General features: G+C 68.6%; 20 protein-coding genes and 1 tRNA gene. 13 read left to right on the top strand and 8 right to left on the bottom strand.

What is annotated here, in order from left to right:
- Positions 1–87 precede the first annotated feature (87 nt).
- The 4 genes from oxc to TSH58p_RS20630 form a co-directional block, all read right to left on the bottom strand.
- On the bottom strand, positions 88–1845 hold the full coding sequence (gene oxc, locus TSH58p_RS20645) for an oxalyl-CoA decarboxylase (protein ID WP_109469372.1): 1758 nt from the start codon (positions 1843–1845) through the stop codon (positions 88–90).
- A gap of 41 nt (positions 1846–1886) precedes the next feature.
- Positions 1887–2576, bottom strand: coding sequence for a GntR family transcriptional regulator (locus TSH58p_RS20640; RefSeq protein ID WP_109469371.1), 690 nt, complete (start codon positions 2574–2576; stop codon positions 1887–1889).
- A 381-nt stretch (positions 2577–2957) separates the two neighbouring features.
- Complete coding sequence (locus TSH58p_RS20635; protein WP_109071888.1) at positions 2958–5021, bottom strand: bifunctional diguanylate cyclase/phosphodiesterase; 2064 nt, start codon at positions 5019–5021, stop codon at positions 2958–2960.
- 351 nt (positions 5022–5372) lie between these two features.
- Positions 5373–5555 carry a zinc-finger domain-containing protein gene (locus TSH58p_RS20630; RefSeq protein ID WP_247874237.1) on the bottom strand — a complete coding sequence of 61 codons (183 nt, stop codon included), beginning with the start codon at positions 5553–5555 and terminating at the stop codon, positions 5373–5375.
- A 181-nt stretch (positions 5556–5736) separates the two neighbouring features.
- On the opposite strand from TSH58p_RS20630, the gene TSH58p_RS20625 reads away from it, so the two are divergent.
- From TSH58p_RS20625 to TSH58p_RS20615, 3 genes are all read left to right on the top strand, one after another.
- Positions 5737–6762, top strand: a complete 1026-nt coding sequence (locus tag TSH58p_RS20625; protein ID WP_109071886.1) for an ABC transporter ATP-binding protein — start codon at positions 5737–5739, stop codon at positions 6760–6762.
- Positions 6763–6775: 13 nt separating this feature from the next.
- Positions 6776–7753 carry an alpha/beta hydrolase gene (locus tag TSH58p_RS20620; RefSeq protein ID WP_109071885.1) on the top strand — a complete coding sequence of 326 codons (978 nt, stop codon included), beginning with the start codon at positions 6776–6778 and terminating at the stop codon, positions 7751–7753.
- 96 nt (positions 7754–7849) lie between these two features.
- A tRNA-Arg gene (locus TSH58p_RS20615) sits at positions 7850–7926 on the top strand.
- A 658-nt stretch (positions 7927–8584) separates the two neighbouring features.
- Here TSH58p_RS20615 and TSH58p_RS20610 read toward each other — a convergent pair.
- The gene (locus TSH58p_RS20610; RefSeq protein ID WP_199230213.1) at positions 8585–9118 is read right to left on the bottom strand and encodes a hypothetical protein; all 534 of its coding nucleotides are present in this window, start codon (positions 9116–9118) and stop codon (positions 8585–8587) included.
- 176 nt (positions 9119–9294) lie between these two features.
- Between TSH58p_RS20610 and TSH58p_RS20605 the strand changes: the two genes are divergently transcribed.
- The 7 genes from TSH58p_RS20605 (at position 9295) to TSH58p_RS20575 (ending at position 19059) form a co-directional block, all read left to right on the top strand.
- Positions 9295–9957: a DUF6766 family protein gene (locus TSH58p_RS20605; RefSeq protein ID WP_109071884.1), complete on the top strand. Its 663-nt coding sequence runs from the start codon at positions 9295–9297 to the stop codon at positions 9955–9957.
- A 101-nt stretch (positions 9958–10058) separates the two neighbouring features.
- Positions 10059–12971, top strand: coding sequence for a DNA polymerase I (polA, locus tag TSH58p_RS20600; RefSeq protein ID WP_109071883.1), 2913 nt, complete (start codon positions 10059–10061; stop codon positions 12969–12971).
- A 128-nt stretch (positions 12972–13099) separates the two neighbouring features.
- Positions 13100–13513 carry a DUF2946 family protein gene (locus TSH58p_RS20595; protein ID WP_247874236.1) on the top strand — a complete coding sequence of 138 codons (414 nt, stop codon included), beginning with the start codon at positions 13100–13102 and terminating at the stop codon, positions 13511–13513.
- A gap of 215 nt (positions 13514–13728) precedes the next feature.
- Positions 13729–15975: a TonB-dependent receptor gene (locus TSH58p_RS20590; protein WP_109071882.1), complete on the top strand. Its 2247-nt coding sequence runs from the start codon at positions 13729–13731 to the stop codon at positions 15973–15975.
- A 29-nt stretch (positions 15976–16004) separates the two neighbouring features.
- Positions 16005–16817: an energy transducer TonB gene (locus tag TSH58p_RS20585; protein WP_109071881.1), complete on the top strand. Its 813-nt coding sequence runs from the start codon at positions 16005–16007 to the stop codon at positions 16815–16817.
- 118 nt (positions 16818–16935) lie between these two features.
- Entirely contained in the window at positions 16936–18036 is a 1101-nt protein-coding gene (gene ychF, locus TSH58p_RS20580) for a redox-regulated ATPase YchF (protein ID WP_109071880.1), read from the top strand.
- A gap of 201 nt (positions 18037–18237) precedes the next feature.
- Entirely contained in the window at positions 18238–19059 is an 822-nt protein-coding gene (locus TSH58p_RS20575) for a bifunctional diguanylate cyclase/phosphodiesterase (RefSeq protein WP_109071879.1), read from the top strand.
- On the opposite strand, the gene TSH58p_RS20570 is transcribed toward TSH58p_RS20575, so the two are convergent.
- Positions 19022–19483, bottom strand: a complete 462-nt coding sequence (locus TSH58p_RS20570; protein ID WP_109071878.1) for an NUDIX hydrolase — start codon at positions 19481–19483, stop codon at positions 19022–19024. The genes TSH58p_RS20575 and TSH58p_RS20570 overlap by 38 nt on opposite strands.
- Positions 19484–19595: 112 nt before the next feature.
- Here TSH58p_RS20570 and TSH58p_RS20565 point away from each other — a divergent pair, with 112 nt between their 5' ends.
- The 3 genes from TSH58p_RS20565 (at position 19596) to TSH58p_RS20555 (ending at position 22307) form a co-directional block, all read left to right on the top strand.
- The gene (locus TSH58p_RS20565; RefSeq protein ID WP_109071877.1) at positions 19596–20531 is read left to right on the top strand and encodes a LysR family transcriptional regulator; all 936 of its coding nucleotides are present in this window, start codon (positions 19596–19598) and stop codon (positions 20529–20531) included.
- 116 nt (positions 20532–20647) lie between these two features.
- Positions 20648–21901 (top strand): MFS transporter, encoded by a 1254-nt coding sequence (locus tag TSH58p_RS20560; RefSeq protein ID WP_199230212.1) that lies wholly within the window; start codon positions 20648–20650, stop codon positions 21899–21901.
- Between the two features lie 4 nt (positions 21902–21905).
- A complete protein-coding gene (locus TSH58p_RS20555; protein WP_109071876.1) occupies positions 21906–22307 on the top strand; it encodes a hypothetical protein in 402 nt (133 codons plus the stop codon).
- A 465-nt stretch (positions 22308–22772) separates the two neighbouring features.
- On the opposite strand, the gene phbB is transcribed toward TSH58p_RS20555, so the two are convergent.
- Both phbB and TSH58p_RS20545 read right to left on the bottom strand, forming a co-directional pair.
- Entirely contained in the window at positions 22773–23495 is a 723-nt protein-coding gene (gene phbB, locus TSH58p_RS20550; RefSeq protein WP_109071874.1) for an acetoacetyl-CoA reductase, read from the bottom strand.
- Between the two features lie 98 nt (positions 23496–23593).
- Positions 23594–24769: an acetyl-CoA C-acetyltransferase gene (locus TSH58p_RS20545; protein ID WP_109071873.1), complete on the bottom strand. Its 1176-nt coding sequence runs from the start codon at positions 24767–24769 to the stop codon at positions 23594–23596.
- Positions 24770–24800 lie beyond the last annotated feature (31 nt).

The raw sequence follows: 24800 nt of genomic DNA, 5'->3' as shown, positions 1-24800 counted from the left end.
TTCGTAACGTTGGGATGTCGTGCAGTCTTTTTGGAACCGCCCCCCGGATTTGCCCGGGGGGCTTTGTTTTTATAATTTAGGAAGGCGTTACTGCTTGGGCCCCTTGCGGACGGCGCTGGTGGGGTTGAGGCTGCCGATGTTGCCGCTCTCCGACCCGGCGTTGGGGTCGATCACCGCGTTGATCAGCGTCGGCTTTCCGCTGTCCATCGCGGCGCTGACCGCGCGGTACAGCTCGTCCGGCGTCGTCACGTTGACGCCCTCGCCGCCGAAGGCCTCCATCATCTTGTCGTAGCGCGAGTCCGGAACGAAGACCATCGGCGACGGGTCCGACCCGCCCGTCGGGTTCACGTCCGTCCCCTTGTAGATGCCGTTGTTGTTGAACACCACGATGCACACCGGCAGCTTGTACCGGCAGATCGTCTCCACCTCCATGCCCGAGAAGCCGAAGGCGCTGTCGCCCTCCACCGCCAGGACCGGCTTGCCCGACTCCACCGCCGCGGCCACCGCGAAGCCCATGCCGATGCCCATCACGCCCCAGGTCCCGACGTCCAGGCGCTTGCGCGGCTGGTGCATGTCGATGATCCCGCGCGCCAGGTCCAGCGTGTTCGCCCCCTCGTTCACCAGCAGCGCCTCGGGCCGCTCCTGCACCACCCGGCGCAGCGCGCCCAGCGCTCCGTGGAAGTTCATCGGCGAGGCGTTGCTCATCAGCTTGGGCGCCATCTTGGCGATGTTCGCCTCCTTGCGCGCCGCCACGGCCCCCGTCCACTCCGCCGGCGGCGGCGTCCAGCCCTTCGCCATGCCGGCGGTCAGCGCCGACACGCAGGACCCGATGTCGCCGACCAGCGGCGCCACGATCGCCACGTTGCTGTCCATCTCGCGCGGCTCGATGTCGATCTGGATGAAGGTCTTCGACCCCGGCTCGCCCCAGGTCTTGCCCTTGCCGTGCGACAGCAGCCAGTTCAGACGCGCCCCGACCAGCACCACCACGTCGGCGTCCTTCAGAACCATCGAGCGCGCCGCCCCCGCCGACTGCGGGTGGGTGTCCGGCAGCAGGCCCTTGGCCATGCTCATCGGCAGGAACGGGATGCCGCTCTTCTCGACCAGCTCGCGCACCGCCTCGTCGGCCTGGGCGTAGGCCGCCCCCTTGCCGAGGATGATCAGCGGCCGCTTGGCGCCCTTCAGCACCTCCAGGGCGCGCGCCACCGAGTCCGGCGAGGGCAGCTGCGCCGGAGCGGCGTCGACCACCTTGACCAGCGAGCGCGCGCCCTCGGCGGCGTCCATCACCTGCGAGAACAGCTTGGCCGGCAGGTCGAGGTAGACGCCGCCCGGACGGCCCGACACCGCGGCGCGGATCGCGCGGGCCACGGCGATGCCGATGTCCTGGGCGTGCAGCACGCGGAAGGCCGCCTTGCACAAGGGCTTGGCGATGGCCAGCTGGTCCATCTCCTCGTAGTCGCCCTGCTGGAGGTCGACGATCTCGCGCTCCGAGGAGCCGGAGATCAGGATCATCGGGAAGCAGTTGGTGGTGGCGTTGGCCAGCGCGGTCAGGCCGTTGAGGAAGCCCGGCGCCGAGACGGTCATGCACACGCCCGGCTTCTTGGTCAGGAAGCCGGCGATCGCCGCGGCGTTGCCGGCGTTCTGCTCGTGGCGGAAGGAGATGACCCGCAGCCCCTCGCCCTGGGCCATGCGCAGCAGGTCGGAAATCGGGATGCCCGGCACGACGTAGAGGTTCTCGATGCCGTTGAGCTTGAGGGCATCGATGACGAGCTGGAAACCATCCGTCAGCGCCGGTTCCGCATCGGTGGCGGCCGTGGCTTGGTTGTTGAGGACTGTGACGGCTGACATAAGGGTTACTCCTCCCCGACTCTTATTCGGTTCACGATCGGTCAATCGAGAAAATCGCAGTGCTGTTCGACATGGCGGGCCAGCCCCAGCGTGTGCTCGCGCACCCGCCGCTCGGCGAGGTCGGCGTCGCGCCGGGTCAGGGCGTCGATGATGTCGCGGTGCTCGACGATGGACGTCTCGGCCCGGCCGCCGCGGCGCATGGTGACGCGGCGGATGGCCCGCATGTGGATGAAGAAGCGGTCGGTCAGGTCGGCGATGAGCGTGCAGCCCGAGGCCTGGATGATCGACTGGTGGAAGGCGACGTTGGCGTCGGAATATTCCAGCACGTGGTCGGCCAGCTCGCCTTCGGCGAAGCGGTCGAAGGTCGCGTGCAGGTCGGCCATGCCGCGCTCGTCGGCGCGCTCGACGAAGAGGCGGGCGGCCATGCCCTCCAGCGCGGCGCAGACGGTGATCATCTCGATGATCTCCGCCTTGGTCTTGCGGACCACGAAGATGCCGCGCCGGGGCATGGAGCGGATGAAGCCCTCCTGCTCGAGCAGCGCCATCGCCTCGCGCACCGGGGTGCGGCTGACGCCCAGCGCCTCGCAGAGCTGACGCTCGTCGAGGCGGATCTCGCTCGGCCCGCCGTAGATGTCCATCTGGGTGATGGCCTGGCGCAGCGCCTGGTAGGCCTTGGCCTTGAAGCTCATCCCCTGATCAAGGGGTGCGACCGAGAAACTCATCGTCTGCATGGCTGTTCCCGTCCCTGACTCTTCTTTCCCCTCGCGTGGGAGGGGCCCCCGGCTGAAGGGGTCTGGGCCGCGGTTTCGTTGCCCTGGAGAAGGGAAGCGGCTTGGATTGGTGATACGGTATACCAGATACCACTAGCCCGCAAGCGATTATGTTCGCTCAGCGAACTGTTTCACGAACGCACTGGGAATGGAGGGGAATGTCGCGCCGGGGTTGCGGAGGACCGAAGGGCGGCGAACCCGCCCCCGGCGTGCCCGCTTGCATCCCCCTGGCGTGCGTATGACGCGGGCGTCCCGCCGCCGCCGCCGCCGCCGCCGCCGCCGTCGGTGCGACGGCGCGCGGTCGGAAGGGGACTCCGCCTAGGGAGGATCGCCTCCGGGAGGTTACCCGGCGTTTTCCACCAGGAAGCGCCTGAAGGCCTCCACATCCAGCGGACGGCTGATCAGGAAGCCCTGGATGCGCGTGCAGCGCTGGCGGCGCAGCATGTCCGCCTGCTCCTCCGTCTCCACGCCCTCGGCGATGGTGTCGAAGCCCAGGCTGTCGGCCAGATTCACGATGGTGTTGACGATGGCCGGGTCGGTGGCCGACTGCACGATGTCGCGGACGAAGCTGCGGTCGATCTTGAGCGTGTTGATCGGGAAGCGCTTCAGATAGGCCAGGGAGGAATAGCCGGTTCCGAAATCGTCGATGGACAGGCGGATGCCGATTCCCTTCAGCCCATGCAGGATGGTCACCGCCTTCTCGATGTCGCCGATCATGGCGCCTTCGGTCAGTTCCAGTTCCAGGCGCTCCGGCGGCACGCCGCTGCGCTCCACCACGTCGCGGACGAAATTGACCAGCCGCGCGTCCTGGAACTGGCGCGGCGACAGGTTGACGGAGACCGACGCGATGTCCAGCCCCGCGGCCAGCCAGTCGGCCAGCCGGGTGCAGGCCTCCCGCAGGGTCCAGGCGCCGATCTCCCAGATCAGCCCCGTCTCCTCGGCCAGCGGGATGAACTCCGCCGGGCTGACGAGACCGCGGACCGGGTGGCGCCAGCGGATCAGCGCCTCCGCCCCGATCACCCGGTGGAAGCCGCGGTGCGGCATGTCCACCTTGGGCTGGAAATGCAGTTCGAACTCCTCGCCGGTCGCGGCGGCGCGGCGCAGGTCGCTTTCCAGCCCCAACGTGAAGCCGGTGCGCTCCCGCATGCCCGCCTCGTAGAAGACGAACTTGCATTCCGGGTTGCGCTTGGCGTGGTACATGGCGAGGTCGGCGTTGCGCAGAAGCTGGTCCGCCGTCTCCCCGTCGTCGGGGAAGAAGGCGACGCCGATCGACGCGCCGCAGAAGAGTTCCTGGTTGTGGACGGCGAAGGGCTCGCCCATCGAGTAGAGCACCTTCTCGACCAGCCGGGCGCCGGCGGCGCGGTCCACCGCATCGGGCGCCACGATCAGGAACTCGTCGCCGCCCAGCCGGCCCACCGTGTCGGACACCCGGGTGCAGTTGCGCAGCCGCTTGGCCACCAGTTTCAGCAGGTCGTCGCCGGCATGATGGCCCAGCGTGTCGTTGACCTGCTTGAAGCGGTTGAGGTCCAGGAAGGCCACGGCGACCTTGGTGCGCATGCGCTGGGCGCGGGCGATGGCCTCCTCCAGCCGCTCGCAGACCAGCCAGCGGTTCGGCAGGTCGGTCAGCCGGTCGAAGCTGGCCTGGTAGCGGATCTGGTGTTCCTGATATTTGCGCTGGCTGATGTCGGCGAGCGTCAGCACGTAATGCTCCAGCGCACCGCCCGGCGCGCGCACCGCCGTGACCGAGAGCGAGGCCGCGAAGGCGTCGCCGGAATGGCGGAAACTGGTCACCTCGCCCTGCCAGCGCCCCTCCGTGCGGGCGGTGCGCCAGATGTCGTCGATGAAGGCGCGCTCGTGCGAGCCGGGGGCGAAGATCACCAGCGGACGGTTGAGAAGCGCCTCCCGCTGGAAGTCGGTCATCACCTCGTAGGCCGGGTTGACCGCCTGCACCGACAGGTCGGGGTCCACGATCAGGATGCCGTCGGCCACGCTGTCGAAGACGGTGGCGAGCAGCCGGATCTTCTCCTCGTGCTGCTTGCGCTCGGTGATGTCCTGGACGGTGCCTTCGTAGTAGCGGATGCGGCCCTGCGTGTCGCGCACGCAGCGCGCGTTCTCCGAAATCCAGATGATCGAGCCGTCGTTGCGGAAGACCCGCGCCTCGAAGCTCTGCACGACGTCGCGCTCGGCCATCAGGCGGGCGAAGGCCTCGCGCTTGCCGGGATCGACGTAGAGCTGGCCGGCGATGTCGGTCAGATTGTCGATCAGGTCGCCCGGCGACCGGTAGCCGTAGATCCGCGCCAGCGCCGGGTTGACCCGCAAATAACGCCCGTCCACCGTGGTCTGGTAAATACCTTCGACCGCGTTCTCGAAAATACTTCTGTATTGCTCTTCCGTCTCTTGGCTCATGGACCGGGCCTCATCTGGCGCGAGAGCGTTGGCCTCAGGAAAAAGCATGCGAAGGACCTGAGCGGGCAATTGCGATGAGCGCCTCTTTTGCGCCGCAAAAAAGTAGAAGGCGGATCGCGACGCGCGTCAAGACGGTTCGTTTTATATTTTTCACAATTGCAACAAAAGAGGCATATGACCGCCGCCGCCCGCACGTTGCATCGTCACAGCGCCGGGTGGCGAAAAGGCCACAGAGTCGGTCCGGGGCATCGATTCGGGTCCTGATTCGGACCATCGGCAAACGAAAAGGGCCGGATCGCTCCGGCCCTCGCTGTGCGCGGGATTTCCGCCCTGTAAGAGGCGCCGCCGGCCTCAGTGCCCGTGCGTGCCCGTATTGGCGCCTTCCTTCAGGACGAAGTGGCGCGAGCAGTAGGGGCACTCGACCTTCCCCTCGGCGCCCAGCGTCAGATAGACCAGCGGGTGGCCGAGCGCGCCGCCGCCGCCGTCGCACCCGACGGTCAGGGTTTCGACTTCAATCGTTTCAATTGGCTGCATGGCAGACATCCTCCACTTTGACACACGCGCGCGTTAACGCCATCGTTAAGATGCCCACCGAATGAGGCACGCGCGCGGGGTCGGATCATACCCAACGCGCCGGACGGATCAAGTGATTGGACAGTGATCGACCCCGGGGATTCGGACTCGGGGCACGACCGGAAAGGCCCGTTTCGATTCCATGGTTGCGCACGCCCCTCTGAACGCCGCCGCCCTGCCCGCCGCCTTGCCCGCTTACGCCCTCCCCGCCTACGCCGTGGAGGTGCGCGGCCTCACCAAGACCTACCAGGCCTCTGGAAAGGCCGGCCCGAAACAAGCCCTTAAGGGCATCGACCTCGCGATTCCCCGCGGGGCGGTGTTCGGGCTGCTGGGGCCCAACGGGGCGGGCAAGTCCACGCTGATCAACATCATGGCGGGGCTGGTGAACAAGACCGGCGGCACGGTGTCGATCTGGGGAACCGACATCGACGCCCATCCGCGTCAGGCGCGGGCGTCGATCGGCGTGGTCCCCCAGGAACTGAACATGGACCCTTTTTTCACCCCGCGGGAAATGCTGGAGCTTCAGGCCGGCCTCTACGGCGTGCCGAAGGCCGAGCGCCGGACCGAGGAGCTTCTGGAGGCCGTGGGGCTGCGCGACAAGGCCGACGCCTACGCCCGCTCCCTGTCCGGCGGCATGAAGCGGCGGCTGATGGTGGCGAAGGCGATGGTGCACACCCCGCCCGTCCTGGTGCTGGACGAGCCGACCGCCGGGGTGGACGTGGAACTGCGCATCCAGTTGTGGGAGCATGTGCGCAAGCTGAACCGCGAGGGCTCGACGGTGCTGCTGACCACCCACTATCTGGAGGAGGCGCAGGAACTGTGCGACTCCATCGCCATCATCAACCACGGCGCGGTGGTGGCCTGCGAGCCGACCGCCACGCTGCTGCGCCGGGTGGACGCCAAGGCGCTGACCGTCCTGGTCGACCGTGACCTGGACGCCGTGCCGGCGGAGTTGGCCGCCTTCACCGCCGAACTGGCCGATCCGCGGCGCCTGATCGTGCGCTACCAGCCGAGCCGCCAGCGGGTGGACGGCATCCTGGCCGCGCTGGCCGGGGCGGGGCTGGGGGTCGTCGATCTCAGCACCGAGGAATCGGACCTGGAGGACATCTTCCTGCAATTGACCGGCGGCGCCCACGCCCGCAAGGAGATCGCGCACGATGCGGCGTAGGGCGGGCGGCCGGATGGCGAAACTGATCGTCGGGATCGGCCTTCTGCTGTCGGGCTGCACCGCGGCCTATCAGCCGATGGGCCTTCCCGTGACCCAGCCGGCGCTGACCGACAAGGCGCTGATCGCCGCCGACGGCTTCGAGCTGCCGCTGCGCCGCTGGCTGCCCGAGGACGGGGCGCCGCGCGCGGCGGTGCTGGCCCTGCACGGCTACAACGACTACTCCAACGCCTTCGACGGGGCCGGGCGCAGCCTCGCCGCGCGGGGGATCGCCGTCTACGCCTACGACCAGCGCGGCTTCGGCGCCACGCGGAACACCGGCATCTGGCCGGGCACCGACACGCTGGTGGCCGACCTGAAGACGGCGGTGTCCCAGATCCACGCCCGCCATCCCGGCCTGCCGGTCTATCTGATGGGCGAGAGCATGGGCGGTGCCGTGGTGCTGACAGCGATGACCGGCCCGAATCCTCCCACGGTGAACGGCACGATCCTGGTCGCCCCCGCCGTCTGGGGCCGCGACGCGATGGGCTTCTTCCCGCGGGCGCTGCTCTGGCTCAGCTACAACACGGTGCCGGGCATGGTGGTGCACCCGCCGAAGGAGCTGAAGATCCAGGCGTCCGACAACATCGAGATGCTGCGCGCGCTGGGCCGCGACCCGCTGGTCATCAAGGGCTCGCGCGTCGACACGCTGGATGGGCTGACCGACCTGATGGGCACGGCCCTGGCCGCCTGCGGCCATCTGTCGGTGCCGTCCCTGGTGCTCTACGGCGCCCACGAGGAGGTTCTGCCGAAGACCCCGGTCAACCGCGCGGTCGAGGAGTTCGAATCCGGCGGGCGGCATGTGGTGGCGGTGTATCCCGACGGCTGGCACATGCTGCTGCGCGACCTGAAGGGTCAGGTGGTGGTCAACGACATCGCCGCCTGGATCGAGAATCCCAAGCAGCCCCTGGCGAGCGGCGCCGACCGCAACCGCAGCCTCCTGGCCGCGAAGTAAGCGCGGATGGGCGGCCCCCGGCGGGGCGTGAAAAATGTCGAAAGGAGTGTTTGCACTCGGTCAGGCTTTTCGCTATGGTGCGCCTCCGCTGATGATGGACCCGTAGCTCAGCTGGATAGAGCGCTGCCCTCCGAAGGCAGAGGCCGATGGTTCGAATCCATTCGGGTCCGCCAGCGATTTCAAAGGCTTAGCCGCAATGCGGGCTAGGCCTTTTTCGTTTCATTTCAACTTTAGCAGCCATCATATTTTCGGTGCGTGAGCAGAGAGCTTTGCCGACGCCGTTGACAGAGCCAAGCCCGCCTCTTTCACTTGCATATAGAATAATTTTAGACCAATTTTGTTGAGTGTGGACTGGAGCGAACCACTTTGGCAGGTGGAAAACAAACCAGATGCCACACATCCCTTGCGCCACTGGATGTAGAACCCATGGATGTGGGCCATCGAACCCAGACTGGAGGTAAAGCCCATGGATGTGGGCCTTGAGACCAGGGGGCGAGCCAACAAGGGGCTATCGAGGGTATGCGTACGATGCCTAAGATAGGCCTATGATGTCGTGAACGGGAGGCTCATCCCGTTATCGACCTAGAACCGCAACCTTTAAGGTCTGCGGCGCCGTGGGCCTGAGGGCTCAACATGAGCATTCAGGTTAATGTCCAAGTGAAGGTCGACATTGCTGCAATCATTGCGGCCTTGGCTGTATTCTTCATTTAAGACCAAGGAGAGGCTGGGAAACCGGCCTCTCCTCCATCCCTTGTTAATCTGAAGATTTTTTAAGAACTTTGATTATCTAAGCAGTAGGGCAAAAATGACCCTATACAACTGTTGCGCCGGCTAAGCCAATTCTCGAATCACAGGGGGCGACTCCCGAGCGCCTTCCATCGCTTCGCCACCGGACCGGTCCTCTTTCTTCCCTCCCACCAAAAACGCGGCCGTGACCCCGGTCACCCCTCCCCAGACCACGTGGGCGGCCAGCATCAGGCCGTTGCGGGCGCGTGGATGCTGCGTCGCGGGCGTCAGGATGCGCATCGCCGGAATCCACCCCAGATAGCTGGCGCCCCAGACCGCGAGGCCGTAGCCGATTCCCGTCACCACCGCCGGCCCGCCGACTCGCCGCGCCACCACCGGATACAGCGCTCCGGCGGCGGCGCCGTAGCCGTAATGCAGGGCGAGCGTCAGATCGCGGCGCTCCGGCTCGTCCAGCGCGTCCATCAGCCCGGTCGGGCCGACGACCCGGTCCGTGATGAGGCGCGGCGGCAAGGGGTAACGGTCCTTCTCCGGCAGGGCGCGGAACATCGCGCGCATGGCCGCCGTCATGGCGACGGTGCCGGCCAGTCCGGCGATGGCTCCGGCGACAGAGTGGTTCATGGGAAATGGACCAAAGGTTGTTGTGGGGGGGGGCCACCGGTCAACAGGACCGTGCCTTTCAAGGTTCCTGGCAAGGCCCCCCGGCATCCATGGGCGGTGTCGCATGGCACCGGGGAAACCTCTTGCGCCGCCAAGCGTTGACGGACCAGGGCGTGGCATCAGGCAAGGGGCAGCACATGCGTCGCTTCCTGCGGGACAACGGGCTGTCGGTCGCCTTGTTCGGGCTGTTCCTCGTCTCGATCGTCGGGCAGGTGCTGGCCGGATGGCGGACCCTGGCGGAGGAGCTTCGCCTCCACGCCCAGCCGCCCGTCGGCTTCCTCGACTATCTGACCACCGGCCATTTCCTGTCGGCGACCTTCGAGAACTGGGAGAGCGAGTTCCTCCAGATGTCGGTCTATGTGCTCCTGACCGCCATCCTGGTCCAGAAAGGCTCCTCGGAATCCAAGAAGCCGGGGAAGGCGAATCCGGAGGACGAGGCGCCCGACCGGCGGCGCGACGATCCCGACGCGCCCTGGCCGGTGCACCGGGGCGGCCTGCTGCTGCGGCTCTACTCCCATTCGCTCAGCATCGCGCTGGTCAGCCTGTTCGTGATGTCCTTCGTCCTGCATCTGGCGGGCAGCACGCGGCGGTCGAACGAAGAGGCGGCGTGGCATCACCAGCCCGTCCGGACCATGGGCGAAACCCTCGCCGATCCGGAATTCTGGTACGAGAGCTTCCAGAACTGGCAGAGCGAGTTCCTGTCCATGGGGGTTCTGATCGTGCTCGGCATCTATCTGCGCGAACGCGGCTCCCCCGAATCCAAGCCGGTCGCCGCCCCGAACAGCGAAACCGGCGACTGAGAGTCCGGCCCTCCAAGACCGGCCTTCCGGCGGCGTCGGGCACGCTCGACTCTCGGGCCGCCTTCGGCCATGGTATCGCCCCGAAGGGAAGAGGCCGCACCATGTCCGACGAAAAGACCACCGACACGCTCCAGACCGTCACCGACGCCCCCGCTTCCGCCGGGGACGGCAGCGGCCTGTATCTGGTGGACGGGTCGGGCTTCATCTTCCGGGCCTTCCACGCCCTGCCGATGCTGAACCGCCCGGACGGCACGCCGGTGAACGCGGTGCTGGGCTTCTCCAACATGCTGCTGAAGCTGCTGGCCGACCTGAAGGCGTCCGCGGTGGCGGTGGTCTTCGATTCGAAGCGGCTGAACTTCCGCAACGAGTTCTATCCCGAATACAAGGCCCACCGCCCCGAGCCGCCGGAGGAGCTGAAGCCCCAGTTCGCCCTGATCCGCGAGGCGACGGAGGCCTTCTGCCTGCCCTGCCTGGAGCTGGAGGGCTACGAGGCCGACGACCTGATCGCCACCTACGCGCGGCTGGCCAACGAGGCCGGGCGCGAGGTCACCATCGTGTCGTCCGACAAGGACATGATGCAGCTCGTCCGCCCCGGCGTGCGGATGCTCGACCCGCTGAAGAACAAGCCCATCGGCCCCGACGAGGTGTTCGAGAAGTTCGGCGTCGCCCCGGACAAGGTGGTGGACGTGCAGGCGCTGGCCGGCGACAGCGTGGACAACGTGCCGGGCGTGCCGGGCATCGGCGTGAAGACCGCCGCCCAGCTCATCACCGAATACGGCGACCTGGAATCGCTGCTGGCCCGCGCCGGCGAGATCAAGCAGCCGGCCCGCCGCCAGAAGCTGATCGACTTCGCCGAGCAGGCACGGATTTCCCGCCGCCTCGTCCTGCTGGACGACCACGCCCCGCCGCCAAAGCCGCTGGAGGAGCTGCGCGTCCGCGAGCCCGACCACCAGAAGCTGATCGACTTCCTGCGCGCCCAGGGCTTCCGCACCATCGTCAGCCGCGTCGAGGCGGAGATGCGCAAGGACGGCACCATCGCCGACGGCGCGGTTCCCTCCGCCGCGCCGTCCTCGGCTCCGGCCAAGCCAGCCGCTTCCGCCGGCAGCACCGCCCCGGCGGCGGAGGCCGGCGCGCCGCGCAGCCGCCCCGCCCCGCCCACCGACGTCGAGCAGCGCTACGAACTGGTGCAGGATCTCGACGCGCTGGCCGTCTGGCTGGAGCGCGCCCGGACCACCGGCATCCTGGCCGTGGACACCGAGACCGACTCGCTGACCCCCGCCACGGCGACGCTGGTCGGCATCTCGCTGGCGACGGAGCCGGGGCTGGCCTGCTACATCCCCCTGGCGCATCAGGCCCCCAACGCGGCGGCCAGCGGGGAGCTGTCCTTCGAGACTCCGGAAGCGCCGAAGCAGATACCGGCGGAGGACGCTCTGAAGGCGCTGCGGGACGTGCTGGAGGACCCGGCGATCCTGAAGATCGGGCACAATTTCAAGTTCGACCACCAGCTCTTCGCCCGCCACGGCGTGCGCGTGTCGCCGGTCGACGACAGCATGCTGATCTCCTACGTGCTGGAGGGCGGCGCCCACGGCCACGGCATGGACGAGCTGGCGGAGCTGCATCTCGCCCACACGACCATCCCCTACAAGGAGGTCTGCGGCACCGGGAAGAACCAGATCACCTTCGACCGCGTGCCGCTGGACAAGGCGCTGGCCTACGCGGCGGAGGACGCCGACATCACCCTGCGGCTGTGGCGGGTGCTGAAGCCGCGGCTGGTCGACGAGCGGATGGTCACCGTCTACGAGACGCTGGAACGCCCGCTGGTCCCGGTGATCGCCGACATGGAATCCTGCGGCATCCGGGTGGACCGGGCGGCACTCGCCCGCCTGTCCCAGGACCTCGCCGTACGCATGGCCGAGATCGAGAAGGAGGTGCACCAGCACGCCGGGCGCAGCTTCAACATCGGCTCGCCCAAGCAGCTCGGCGAAATCCTGTTCGACGAGATGAAGCTCGGCACCGGCAAGAAGGGCAAGACCGGCGCCTACTCCACCGATTCCAGCGTGCTGGAGGAGCTGTCGGAGCAGGGCCACGTCATCGCCCAGCGCGTGCTCGACTGGCGGCAGCTGGCCAAGCTGAAGAACACCTACACCGACGCGCTCCAGGCGCAGATCGTCGAGGGGACGGAACGCGTCCACACCGCCTTCGCCATGGCGGCGACCAACACCGGCCGCCTGTCCTCGACCGACCCGAACCTGCAGAACATCCCCGTCCGCACCGAGGAGGGCCGCAAGATCCGCCGCGCCTTCGTGGCGGCGCCGGGGCACCGGCTGATCTCCATCGACTATTCGCAGATCGAGCTGCGGCTGGTCGCCGAGATGGCCGACATCGCCGCGCTGAAACAGGCCTTCCAGGACGGCATCGACATTCACGCGGCCACCGCCAGCCAGGTCTTCGGCGTGCCGCTGGACCAGATGACCTCGGAAATCCGGCGCAAGGCCAAGGCGATCAACTTCGGCATCATCTACGGCATCTCCGGCTTCGGGCTGGGCCGCCAGCTCGGCATCGCGCCGGGCGAGGCCAACACCTTCATCAAGGCCTATTTCGAGCGCTTCCACGAGCTGAAGGTGTGGATGGAGGCGACCAAGGCCTTCGCCCGCCAGAACGGCCATGTGGTGACGCTGTTCGGACGGCGCTGCTACATCCCCGGCATCCACGACAAGAACGCCGCCCGCCGCGCCTTCGCGGAACGGCAGGCGATCAACGCCCCGATCCAGGGCACCGCCGCCGACATCATGAAGCGTGCCATGGCCCGCGTGCCCGGCGCCCTGAAGGAGGCCGGGTTCGACGACGTGCGGATGCTGCTCCAGGTGCACGACGAACTGCTGTTCGAGGCTCCGGAGGATCAGGCCGAACGAGCCGCCGCCCTGGTGCGCTCGGTCATGGAAGGCGCCGCCGCGCTCGGCGTGCCGCTGGTGGCGGAGGCCGGCATCGGCGGCAATTGGGACGAGGCGCATTGAGGAGCGCCGGTCCCTCAAGGGCGAGAGGCGGGCGCGCGCTGGGACGGGACTGCGGCCATTGCGCGCTTGTGCATTCGGCCTAGCCCGTCTAGCTTAATTCCCTATCCAAAATGGGGAAGAACCGGGATATGCCGGCCGGGTTTCGGAGCATCGGACGCAGGCTGGGCCGCGCCGCCGTGATGGCGGGCGGCATGGCCTTGCTTCTGCAGCTTCTCGGCTGGGCCTTCCTGGTTCCGGTGGCCAACGCCGCGACCGGCGAAACGGTGATGATCTGCACGCCGCAGGGCATGGCCTCCATCGCCCTCCCCGACGGCCCGCCCCCCGATTCCCTGGTCCCGGACGGCAAGCCCACGCTGTCCATGGGCGAGGATTGCCCGGTCTGCGGGCTGGTCGTCGGTCTCACCGCGCCGCCGCCGCTTCTGACCGTGGTGCTCCCGGTCTCCGTCGTTGCCCACAGCTCCATCGGGTTGCCCGGCCAGCACATCGCCGCCGGCTGGTTCCTGTCGCGGCTGAAGGCCCGAGCGCCCCCGGCCCTCGTCTGACCGTCCCCGGCAAACGCCTTGTGGTCGCCGCACCCGGCTGTTGAGCCCAGCGGCGCGGCCTGCCCGGCCTTGCCCACCCCATCCCCTACGCCAGCCTCCGCACCGTCCCCCGCCGGTCCCGATCCCTTGCGCCGATCGTCGCGCGGATCGACGACCGGGCGGGGCGGCGAGGCTGCGCCGACCTCCACTCGTCCCCTTCGAGAACGAGCGCCGCCATGATTCGTCTTTCCGCCGCCACGTCCGCGGCGAACGCCCCCCGTTTGTCCAAGCGCCTTCTCGCCTCCACCGCCCTTCTGACGGCGGTCCTCGCCGCTCTCGGCGTGACGGCGGCGGCCCAGACACCGCTGGCCCTGCCCGCCGTCCCGGTCGAGACGGAAACCGCACCAGTCGCCACAGCGCCGGAGACCGGCCTGCTCCGGCCGCTCGGCACCGGCACGCTGGACGCCGCCGAGATCGCCGGCCGCCGCCTCGCCAGCGCGGACGCCGCGGCGCTGCTGCGCAGCCTGCCGGGTGTGTCGCTCTACAGCGCGGGCGGCTTCTCCAGCCTGCCGGCCCTGAACGGTCTGGCCGACGACCGCGTGCGCGTGCAGGTCGACGGCATGCCGATGACCGCCGCCTGCGCCAACCACATGAACGCGCCGCTGTCCTACGCCGACCCCTCGGTCATCGGCGCGATCGAGGCCATCGCCGGCGTCACGCCGGTCAGCAAGGGCGGCGACAGCATCGCCGGAACCGTGTCGGTGACCGGCAAGCCCGCCGTCTACGCCCAGCCCGGCGAGCCCCTCCACGGCGAGGGCAGCCTGTCCACCGTCTACCGGTCGAACGGCAACGGCACCACCCTGTCCGGCACCGCCACCGCGGCGACCGAGCGGTTCAGCCTGCGCTACTCCGGCGCCTGGAGCCGGGCGGACGACTACAAGGACGGCGACGGGGACAAGGTCCGCTCCACCCTCTACAACGTGCAGAACCACGCGCTGTCGGCCAGCGCGCGCAAGGACGGGCACGAGATCACCCTGTCCGGCGGCTACCAGTATTCGCCCTATTCCGGCTTCGCGAACCAGCGCATGGACATGACGCTGAACCGCGGCACCACCCTGAACGGCCGTTACAAGGGTGAATTCGACTGGGGCACGCTGTACGGCCGGGCCTTCTGGCAGCGCACCGTCCATGCCATGAACTTCCTGCACGACAAGGGCGGCGCCGACCGCGGCGGCATGCCGATGAACACGGAGTCGCACGAGATGGGCTACGCCGTCTCGGCCGAGGTGCCGCTGTCGGCGCAGGACACGCTGCGCGTCGGCAACGAGCTGGTCCGCTACCGCATCGACGACTGGTGGCCGCCGGTCGCCGGGGCGGCGATGATGTCGCCGCTGACCTTCGTGAACCTGAACGACGCCCGCCGCGACCGTCTGGGCACCTTCGCGGAGTGGGAGAAGCGCTGGACCCCGGCCTGGACCTCGCTGCTCGGCGTGCGCAACGACGTGGTGTGGATGGACAACGGGCCGGTCCAGCCCTACTCCTGGGCCAACCCGATCAGCATGGGCATGATGGGGATGGGGATGGGGATAGCGAACCCGGACGCGCCGGCCGCCGCGGCCTTCAACCGGCGCGACCGCTCCAAGACCGACGTGAACATGGACGCCACGGCGCTGCTCCGCTTCGCGCCCTCCGCGTCGGAACGCTACGAGCTGGGCTTCGCCCGCAAGACCCGCTCGCCCAACCTCTATGAGCGGTTCGCCTGGGGCACCGGGGGCATGTCCTCCACCATGATCGGCTGGTACGGCGACGCCAACGGCTATGTCGGCAACCCGGATCTCAAGCCGGAAACCGCCTACACGGTCGGCGCCACCGCCGCCTGGCAGGACGCCGAGGCCAAGCGCTGGTCGGTGAAGGTCACGCCCTATTATTCGCACGTCGAGAATTTCATCGACGCCGACCGCATCGGCACCCTGTCGAACGGCTTCGTCCAGCTGCGCTTCGCCAACCACGCGGCGGAGCTGTACGGCATCAACGCCGAGGGCCGCAGCATCGTCCACCAGGACGAGCGGCTGGGCGAGTTCACGGTGGGCGCCGTGGTCAGCTACGTCCGCGGCCGCAACCTCGACACCGGGCGCGACCTCTACCACATCATGCCGCTGAACGGGACGATCGACCTGGGCCACCGGCTGGGCGACTGGAGCAGCGTCCTGGAGTTCCAGATGGTCGGGCGCAAGTTCCTGGTCGATTCCGGGCGGAACGAGCCGGAAACTCCCAGCTACGCCCTGGTCAACCTGCGCACCAGCTACGTCTGGGGCAATCTGCGGGCCGACGTCGGGATCGAGAACCTGTTCGACGCCCACTATTACCTGCCGCTGGGCGGCGTCGATTACGGCGACTTCCGCGCCAGCGGCAACCGCCAGCCGATCGGCGCCCTGGCCGGGATGGGGCGGTCCTTCAACCTCGGCCTGACCATGGCCTTCTGATGGAGGGCGGTTGACGAGGCACCCCCGCCTTGCGCGCGATCCGCCTGCATGAGCGCCCCCAGCCGGCCCGCCGGCCACTGGGGGCGCTCGCCCTGTCCGGGACGCTGCACGCCGGCGTCCTGGCCGTCCTTTTGTCTGCCGCCGGCGCGGCCCCCGGCACGGTCACGGAGGAGACCGGCGCCGTCAGCCTGAACGACACCATAACGCCGGTGATCGAGGTGATGCTGGTGGCCTCCGAGGCGGACAGCGGCCCGCCGCCGGCAGCGGCCACCGAACCGGAGAGCGAACCGCAACAGGACCCTGTGCCGGAACCGGCCACGGAACCCGAGCCGGACGTGGCGCCCGAACCGGTGCCCCCGGTGGCGGAGCCGGCCCCGGAACCCGCGCCGGAGCCGCCCCCTCCTCCGCCACCCAAACCGCTGCCGAAGCCGGCCCCGAAGCCGTCCGTCAAGGCGGCGCCGAAACCGCAGGCGGCCCCCGTTCCGAACCCCTCCCCGACGCCGTCCGCTGAAACCGGAACCGGCCACGCCTCCGCCGCTGCGGTCGAGCCGGTCTCGGCCGGCCGGGGCGCGATGGTGGACTACGGGGCGCAGGTCTGGGCCTGGATCGGGCGGCACAAGCCGGAGAAGGTGGTCGGCGGCGGGCAGGCCACCGTCAAGCTGACCCTCGGTGCTGCGGGCGAGGTGCTCGACGCCTCCATCCTCACGTCGAGCGGCGACACGGCGCTGGACCGGGCGGCCTTGGCGGCGGTGCGCAAGGCCTCCCCCTTCCCCACCCCGCCGCCCGGCCTGACGGCGGAGGACCGCGTGTTTTCCGTGCCCTTCCTGTTCCGGCCGCGGTGACTCCCGCGTGCCGGAAGCGGCGGTCAACCCTGCCCACCCCCACTTCCCGTTTGCGCTTTGCGGCTCCACGTAGGATAAAGCGCCCCAATTCCCGAGATTTCCGACGGCGAGCACCCCCATGGGCTTCAATTGCGGCATCGTCGGCCTGCCGAACGTCGGCAAGTCGACCCTGTTCAACGCGCTGACCGCCACCCAGGCGGCCGAGGCGGCGAACTTCCCCTTCTGCACCAAGGAGCCGAACGTCGGCCGCGTCGGCGTGCCCGACCCGCGGCTGGACAAGCTGGCGGCCATCGCCAAGTCGCAGAAGATCATCCCGACCCAGCTCGAATTCGTCGACATCGCCGGCCTGATCCGCGGCGCCTCGAAGGGTGAGGGGCTGGGCAACCAGTTCCTCGCCAACATCCGCGAGGTGGACGCCATCGTCCACGTCCTGCGCTGCTTCGAGGACGACGACGTCACCCATGTGGAAGGCAACGTCGATCCCCTGCGCGACGCCGAGGTGGTCGAGACGGAGCTGATGCTCGCCGACATGGAGAGCCTGGAGCGCCAGCTCACCAGCCTCCAGAAGAAGGCCAAGGGCGGCGACAAGGACTCCAAGATCAAGGCCGATCTGATGGAGCGCGCGCTGAAGGTCCTCCAGGACGGCAAGCCGGCCCGCGTCGTCGAGGTCAGCGAGGAGGAGAAGCCGGTCTTCAAGCAGTTCATGCTGCTGACCGCCAAGCCCGTCCTCTATGTCTGCAACGTCGAGGAGGCCTCCGCGGCCACCGGCAACAGCCTGACCGTTAAGGTCGCCGAGAAGGCCAAGGCCGAGAACGCCGGCATGGTCGTCATCTCCGCCGCCATCGAGGCGGAGGTCGCCCAGCTCTCCGACGCCGCCGAGAAGCAGGAGTTCCTGGAATCCCTCGGGTTGGAGGAAACCGGCCTCAACAGGCTGATCCGCGCCGGCTTCCAGCTTCTCGACCTCATCACCTTCTTCACCGTCGGCCCGAAGGAGGCCCGCGCCTGGACCGTGCGCCGCGGCGCCAAGGCCCCGGAAGCGGCGGGCGTCATCCACACCGATTTCGAGCGCGGCTTCATCCGGGCCGAGACCATCGACTTCGACAGCTACGTCACGCTGGGCGGCGAGCAGGGCGCCAAGGACAACGGCAAGATGCGCCAGGAAGGCAAGGAATACGTCGTCAACGATGGCGACATCTTCCATTTCCGCTTCAACGTCTGATTGGAATTCCGTCAACCCCTTCTCCTGCCCAAGGGGGAAGGGGTTAACGCCTCCCAATCTTATCACCGTCGAGAAATCCGTTAACTCTTTCGTAAAACTGGAAAAACCGCTTAAATACCCCTGAGATATGGTTAACAAGCCTCGCTTCGGCTGTTAAGTCCACTGGAATGGGCGACAACCGAGGGCTGGACCGGAGGGGACATGGCGGTGAACCAGAACGCGACCATCGCGCCGGGTCCCGGCACCTTCTCCGACCGCGTGCGCGACGCCATCCGGCACGGCGAACTGCGCCTCGCCTTCCAGCCGCAGGCCGACACCCAGAGCGGGCGGCTGACCGGGTTCGAGGCGTTGTCGCGCTGGCGGCTCGACGACGGCACGGTGATCCCGCCCGACGTCTTCATCCCCATGGCGGAAACCAGCGACGCCATCAACATCCTGGGCGAATGGACGGTGCGCCGCGCCTGCGAGACCGCGGCGGGCTGGATGCAGAACGGCGTCGCCGACGTGCCGGTGGCCGTCAACCTGTCGGCGCGGCAGCTGCAGGACCCCGGCTTCGCCCGCACCGTTCTGGGCATCCTCGCCGAAACCGGCCTGCCCGCCGCCAACCTGAAGCTGGAACTGACCGAAACCGCCCTGTTCGAACACAGCGAGTCCTCGCGCGAGGTGCTGACGCAGCTGCGCGGCGCCGGGGTGCGGCTGGTGCTGGACGATTTCGGGACGGGCTACTCCTCGCTGTCCCTGCTGCGCCGCGTCCCGGTGGAGGCGCTGAAGATCGACAAGCACTTCACCCAGGCGATGGTGCAGGACCGCGACGCCGCCGCCATCGTGCGCGCGATCATCGACCTCGCCCACGCGCTGGGGATGCAGGCGATCGCCGAGGGGGTGGAGACCAACGAGGAGCTACTCTACCTGCGCGCCTACCGCTGCGACCGCATCCAGGGCTATCTGCTGGCCAGACCCCTGGACACGGAGCAGGTCCCGGACTTCATCCGGCGGCTCGCCGCGACGCCGACAGGCGGATGACCCGCTCCGTCTCGTCCCATTCGGTCAGTTCCGCGGCCTCGTCGATGGTGGCCCAGCGCGCCTCAAGGGCGTCGTCGGCGCAGACCGCCTCGCCCTCCGGGCTCTCCGCCGCCACCTCGACGATGGTGTAGTGGTAGTGGACGGCCCCCGTGTCGTCGAGGGTCATGGCGTCGACCACCGTGACCACCTCCGTCGGCACGACGTGCAGGCCGGTCTCCTCCAGCACCTCGCGCACCGCCGTTTCGAACACCGTCTCGCCCACCGACTGGGCGCCGCCGGGCAGGCTCCATTGCCCCATCCGCGGCGGACGGCCCCGGCGGATCAGCAGAACCCGGTCGCCGCGCCACACCACGGCGCCCACCCCCACCCAGGGACGGTCGGGGTATTCGCGGCCGGAACGGTCGGCGGGGGGTGTGGTGGACATGGCTGCTCCTCGTTGCGCTTGACCCGACGCTAACCCAGGCGGACAGTCGGATACCAGTGGCCAAGAAGCCGACCGCCCCCGCCACCCTGGACACCGAGCCCCGGACACCGCCATGAAGCTCAACGAGATCCGCACCTTCGTCGCCGTGGCCGAGGCCCAGTCGGTGCAGGAGGCCGCGCACCGGCTGGGGCTGACCCAGTCCGCCGTCTCGCGCCTGATCCAGCGGCTGGAGGCGGAGCTTGGCGTGCCGCTGTTCGATCGCCAGACCAAGCCGCTGGCCCTGACCCGCGACGGCGAGATGGCGCTGGCCCACGCGCACCGGGTGCTGAAGGCGGCGGATGAGCTGTCGGACGCCTTCGCCGGGGCCGCCCAGCCCCAGGGGCTGCTGCGGCTGGGGGTGGCCCACGTGCTGACCGCCATCGCCGCGCACCATCCGCTGGACCGGCTGCGCGCCGCCTTCCCCGGCCTGACCGTGCGCCTGCATTCGGACTGGAGCACGCCGCTGGTCGAGCAGGTGCGCAACGGCACGCTGGACGGCGCGCTGGTGCTGACCCACGACGCCCAGACGCCGCCCGACGACCTGGACGCCGTCTGCATCTCGCGCGAGCCGGTGCGGATCGTCGCCTCCGCCGAACTGGCCGGGCAGCGGGACTGGACCCTGCCGGCGATGAACGCGGTGGGCTGGGTGCTCCAGCCCGAGGGCTGCCAGTACCGGACCGCCATGGGCCGCGCGATGGCGCAGCACGGGCCGGCGCTGAACGTCACGGTGGAGGGGTTCGACCAGTCGCTGCTGCTGTCGCTGGTCGCCCGCGGCGTCGGATTCGGGCTGGCCCCGCTGCGGCTGATCGCCCCGACCCTGCACGCCGCGCAGGTGCGGCCGCTGGAGACGCCGGACTTCGCGCTGACCGTCGCGGTGTGGCTGCTGCGCGGCCGCTTCACCGGGCGCATCGGCCCCGTCTTCGACGTGCTGGAGGACAGCCTGCTGGACCTGCTGCCCCCGGCGGACGAGGCGCCCCTGCCGCTGCCCTGCCATTCCGCGGCCGAATAACCTTCTTTCCCATTGTGAATTTGATGCACGTCCGGGCTGCGCTTATCGTGTGACCCTGAAAAGACGCGGGCCAGCGTTGCCGCACCGGCCACAGCCCGCGCCGAGGGAGGATAAACTTGGACACCAGCAACCGGGCGGGCGGGGCGCCTTCGCCCCGCTCCTGGCGGACGCCGGGATTCGTCATCGCCTGCGGCTGCCTGATCGCCATGCTGGCGTTCGGCCCGCGGTCCAGCATGGGCCTGTTCACCGCCCCCCTGTCGGAGGCGCACGGCTGGGGCCGCGACGTCTTCGCCCTGTCGATCGCCATCCAGAATCTGGTCTGGGGCATCGGCACCCCCTTCGCCGGCGCGCTGTGCGACCGCTACGGCCCGGCGCTGGTCCTGGGGATCAGCGGGATTCTCTACGCGCTGGGGCTGGCGCTGATGCCCTACGCCGACACGCCGCTGATGCTGCATCTCAGCTCCGGCCTGCTGATCGGTCTGGGTCTGGCCGGGGCGTCCTTCGGCATCGTCATCGCCGGCTTCAGCCGCATCGTCCCGCCGGAGAAGCGGAGCTGGTCGATGGGCGTGGCCACCGCCGCCGGCTCGATGGGCCAGTTCCTGTTCGCCCCCACCGGCCAGGCCTTCATCGCCGCCTATGGCTGGCAGACGGCGCTGATCCTGTTCGGCGCCTCGATGATGATGATCCCGGTGCTCGCCTCCTCCTTCGCCGGGGCGGGCGGGGGGAAGAGCGCGCAGGCGGTCACCGGCGCCGACATCGGCTTCGCCGCGACGATCCGGCAGGCCTTCAAGCACCGCAGCTACGTGCTTCTCGTCACCGGCTTCTTCGTCTGCGGCTTCCAACTCGCCTTCATCACCACGCACCTGCCGCCCTACCTGACCGCCGCCGGCATCAGCCCCGGCCTCGCCTCCTGGGCAATGGCGCTGATCGGGCTGTTCAACGTGGTCGGCTCCTACATGTCGGGCGTGCTGGGCGGCAAGATGAGCAAACGCCTGCTGCTCTGCGCCAATTACACGCTGCGCGGCCTGGTCACGGCGATTTTCATCCTGCTGCCGGTCACCCCGGTTTCGGTGATCCTCTACGCCGCGGCGATGGGCCTGCTCTGGCTGTCCACCGTGCCGCCGACCTCCGGCCTCGTCGTCCTGATGTTCGGCACGCGCTATCTCGGCATGCTCTACGGCTTCGCCTTCCTCAGCCATCAGGTGGGCGGATTCCTCGGCGTGTGGCTGGGCGGCGTGCTGTACGAGCGCGTCGGCTCCTACGACGTGGTGTGGTGGGCCAGCGTGGCCCTGGCCCTGGCCGCCGCGGTGGTCAACTGGCCGATCGCCGAGAAGCCCGCCCCCGCCCTGGCGGCGGAAGCGAAGGCCTGAGGCGATGACCGGACCGGCGCCCGCCTCCTCCCCCGGCTTCGGCCACGGCTTCGCGCTGGCGCTCGGCGCGCTGGCGCTGGCCGTCTGGGCGGTGGTGACGGGGGTGGCGCTGAATCAGGCGGCGCTCAACGAGGAGGACGGCGGCACGGTGCTCGCCGTCTTCCCGCCGGGGACCCCGACCGCCGAGGCCTTCACCGCGGTGGTCCGCGCCGGCGGCCAGCCGGTGCGCCAGACCTGGATCCCCTTCGCCTGGGTCGCCCGCAGCGACGGCGACGGCTTCGTCGGGCGCCTCAAGGAGGAAGGGGCGGTCACCGCCTACGGCGAGCTGTCGGTCGGCCCGGCGCTGGGCGGCTGCGCGGTGGTCTCGCTGGACGACAAACGCCCGGTCGGCTTCCAGTTCAAGTGACGTCGGAAACCCGTCATCAAGCTGTAACGGGACCACAGTTCGGCTATTGACAACCCCCGCAAGGAAGAGCAGGCTATCTCTCAGAGCAACACTGGTTGAGGTGAAGACGCGGTGGGCACCGCATCAAGTTGGCCCAAAAGCCAGCTTCTCATCACAGCAAATGTTCCCGTAGCCAGGAGGGTGTGATCGTCATGAGTCCACCTGCGCTTACTTGAGGAAGCCGACCTGTTCGGCCACACATTTCTGAACATTGCCGTTGAGACGGCTCAACCATTGCGGATGTCCTGGCACAGCCGCTGAAACCCCCGCCCCCGCGCGGGGGTTTCGCTTTTTCGGTTCCCGGCGTGCACCTCGTTTCCTCTGCGATCTAAAGAAAAACCCCTCCCCCGCGGGTGCGGGAGAGGGGCGAAGGCTTCGTGTCGCTTCAAACGGGTCCGCAGACCCGGGAGTCACCGCAACAGCGGATCAGTACATGTGCTGACCGCCGTTGATCGACAGGGTCGAGCCGGTGATGAAGCCGGCGTCGTCGCCGACCAGGAACAGCACGCCGCGGGCGATCTCCTCGGCCTTGCCGAGACGGCCGACCGGGATGCGGGCGACGATCTTCTCCAGCACGTTGGGCGGCACCGCGCGCACCATGTCGGTGTCGATGTAGCCCGGCGCGATGGCGTTGACGGTGACGCCCTTGGCCGCACCCTCCTGGGCCAGCGCCTTGGTGAAGCCGTGGATGCCCGACTTGGCGGCGGCGTAGTTCACTTGGCCGTACTGGCCGGCCTGGCCGTTGACCGAGCCGATGTTGACGATGCGGCCGAAGCCGCGCTCGCGCATGCCGTCGATGACGTTGCGGCACAGGTTGAAGCAGGAGGTCAGGTTCGTCGCGATGACGTCGTTCCACTGCTGCGGGGTCATGCGGTGGATCACGCCGTCGCGGGTGATGCCCGCGTTGTTGACCACCACGTCCACCGGCCCGAGTTCGGCGGTGATCTTCGCGATGCCGTCCTTCACGGCGTCGAAGTCCGACACGTCGAACTTGTAGACCGCGATGCCCGTGCGGGCCGAGAATTCCTTCGCCTTCTCATCATTGCCGGCGTAGTTGGCGGCGACGACATAGCCGGCGTCCTTCAACGCGACGGAGATGGCTTCGCCGATACCGCGCGTTCCGCCCGTGACGATTGCAACTCGAGCCATTGGCTCCTCCCCCAAAGCTTGATGTTGGATTCTTTATCGGTTTCTGTAAGCGCACATACGAAACGGGCCGCACCCCGGAGGGAACGGCCCGCTTTTCATCAGCCCCGCTCGACGGTGAGGGCGATGCCCATGCCGCCGCCGATGCACAAGGTGGCGAGGCCCTTCTTGGCGTCGCGCTTCTGCATCTCATAGAGCAGGGTGGTCAGGACGCGGGCGCCGGAAGCGCCGACCGGGTGGCCGAGCGCGATGGCGCCGCCGTTGACGTTGACCTTGGAGGCGTCCCAGCCAAGGTCCTTGTTGACGGCCAGGGCCTGCGCGGCGAAGGCCTCGTTCGCCTCGATCAGGTCCAGGTCCTCGTGCTTCCAGCCGGCCTTCTCCAGCGCGAGGCGGGAGGCCGGGATCGGGCCGGTGCCCATGATCGCCGGATCGACGCCGGCGGTCGCCCAGGAGACGATGCGGGCCAGCGGGGTGAGGCCGCGCTTGGCCGCGTTCTCGGCGGTCATCAGGACGAGCGCGGCGGCGCCGTCGTTGATGCCCGACGCGTTGCCCGCGGTCACCGTGCCCTCCTTGGAGAAGGCCGGGCGCAGCTTGGCCAGCGATTCCGCGGTGGTGCCGTGCTTCGGATACTCGTCGTCGGCGACGATGATGTCGCCCTTGCGGCCCTTGATGGTGACCGGGATGATCTCGTCCTTGAAGCGGCCGGACTTCTGGGCGGCCTCGGCCTTCTGCTGCGAGGCGGCGGCGAAGATGTCCTGCTCCTCGCGGGTCAGCTGCCACTTCTGGGCGACGTTCTCGGCCGTCGTGCCCATGTGGTAGCCCTTGAAGGCGTCCATCAGGCCGTCCTTCAGCATGGTGTCGAGCATCTCGGCGGCGCCCATCTTCACGCCGTTGCGCAGATGCATGACGTGCGGGGCCTGGCTCATGCTCTCCTGGCCGCCGACGACCATGACCTCGGCGTCGCCGTTGCGGATCGCCTGATAGCCGAGCGCCACCGAGCGCAGGCCCGAACCGCAGAGCTGGTTGATGCCGAAGGCGGTGGCGGAGGCCGGGATGCCGGCGTTGACGGCGGCCTGGCGGGCCGGGTTCTGGCCCTGACCGGCGGTCAGGATCTGGCCCAGGATGACCTCGGTCACCTCCGCGGCGTCGGTCTTGGCGCGGCTCAGCGCCTCGCGGATGGCGATCTCACCCAGGTAATGAGCCGGCACGGTGCTGAGCGCCCCGTTGAAGCTTCCGATGGGAGTACGCGCTGCGCTGGCGATCACAACCTCGGTCATGTTGACGCTCCTCAGATTTTGTCAGTTTTAT

It is taken from the genome of Azospirillum sp. TSH58, assembly GCF_003119115.1.
GTDB lineage: Bacteria > Pseudomonadota > Alphaproteobacteria > Azospirillales > Azospirillaceae > Azospirillum.
The sequence above is the reverse complement of the archived record's forward strand: the minus strand, read 5'-3'. Positions and strand labels throughout refer to the sequence as shown.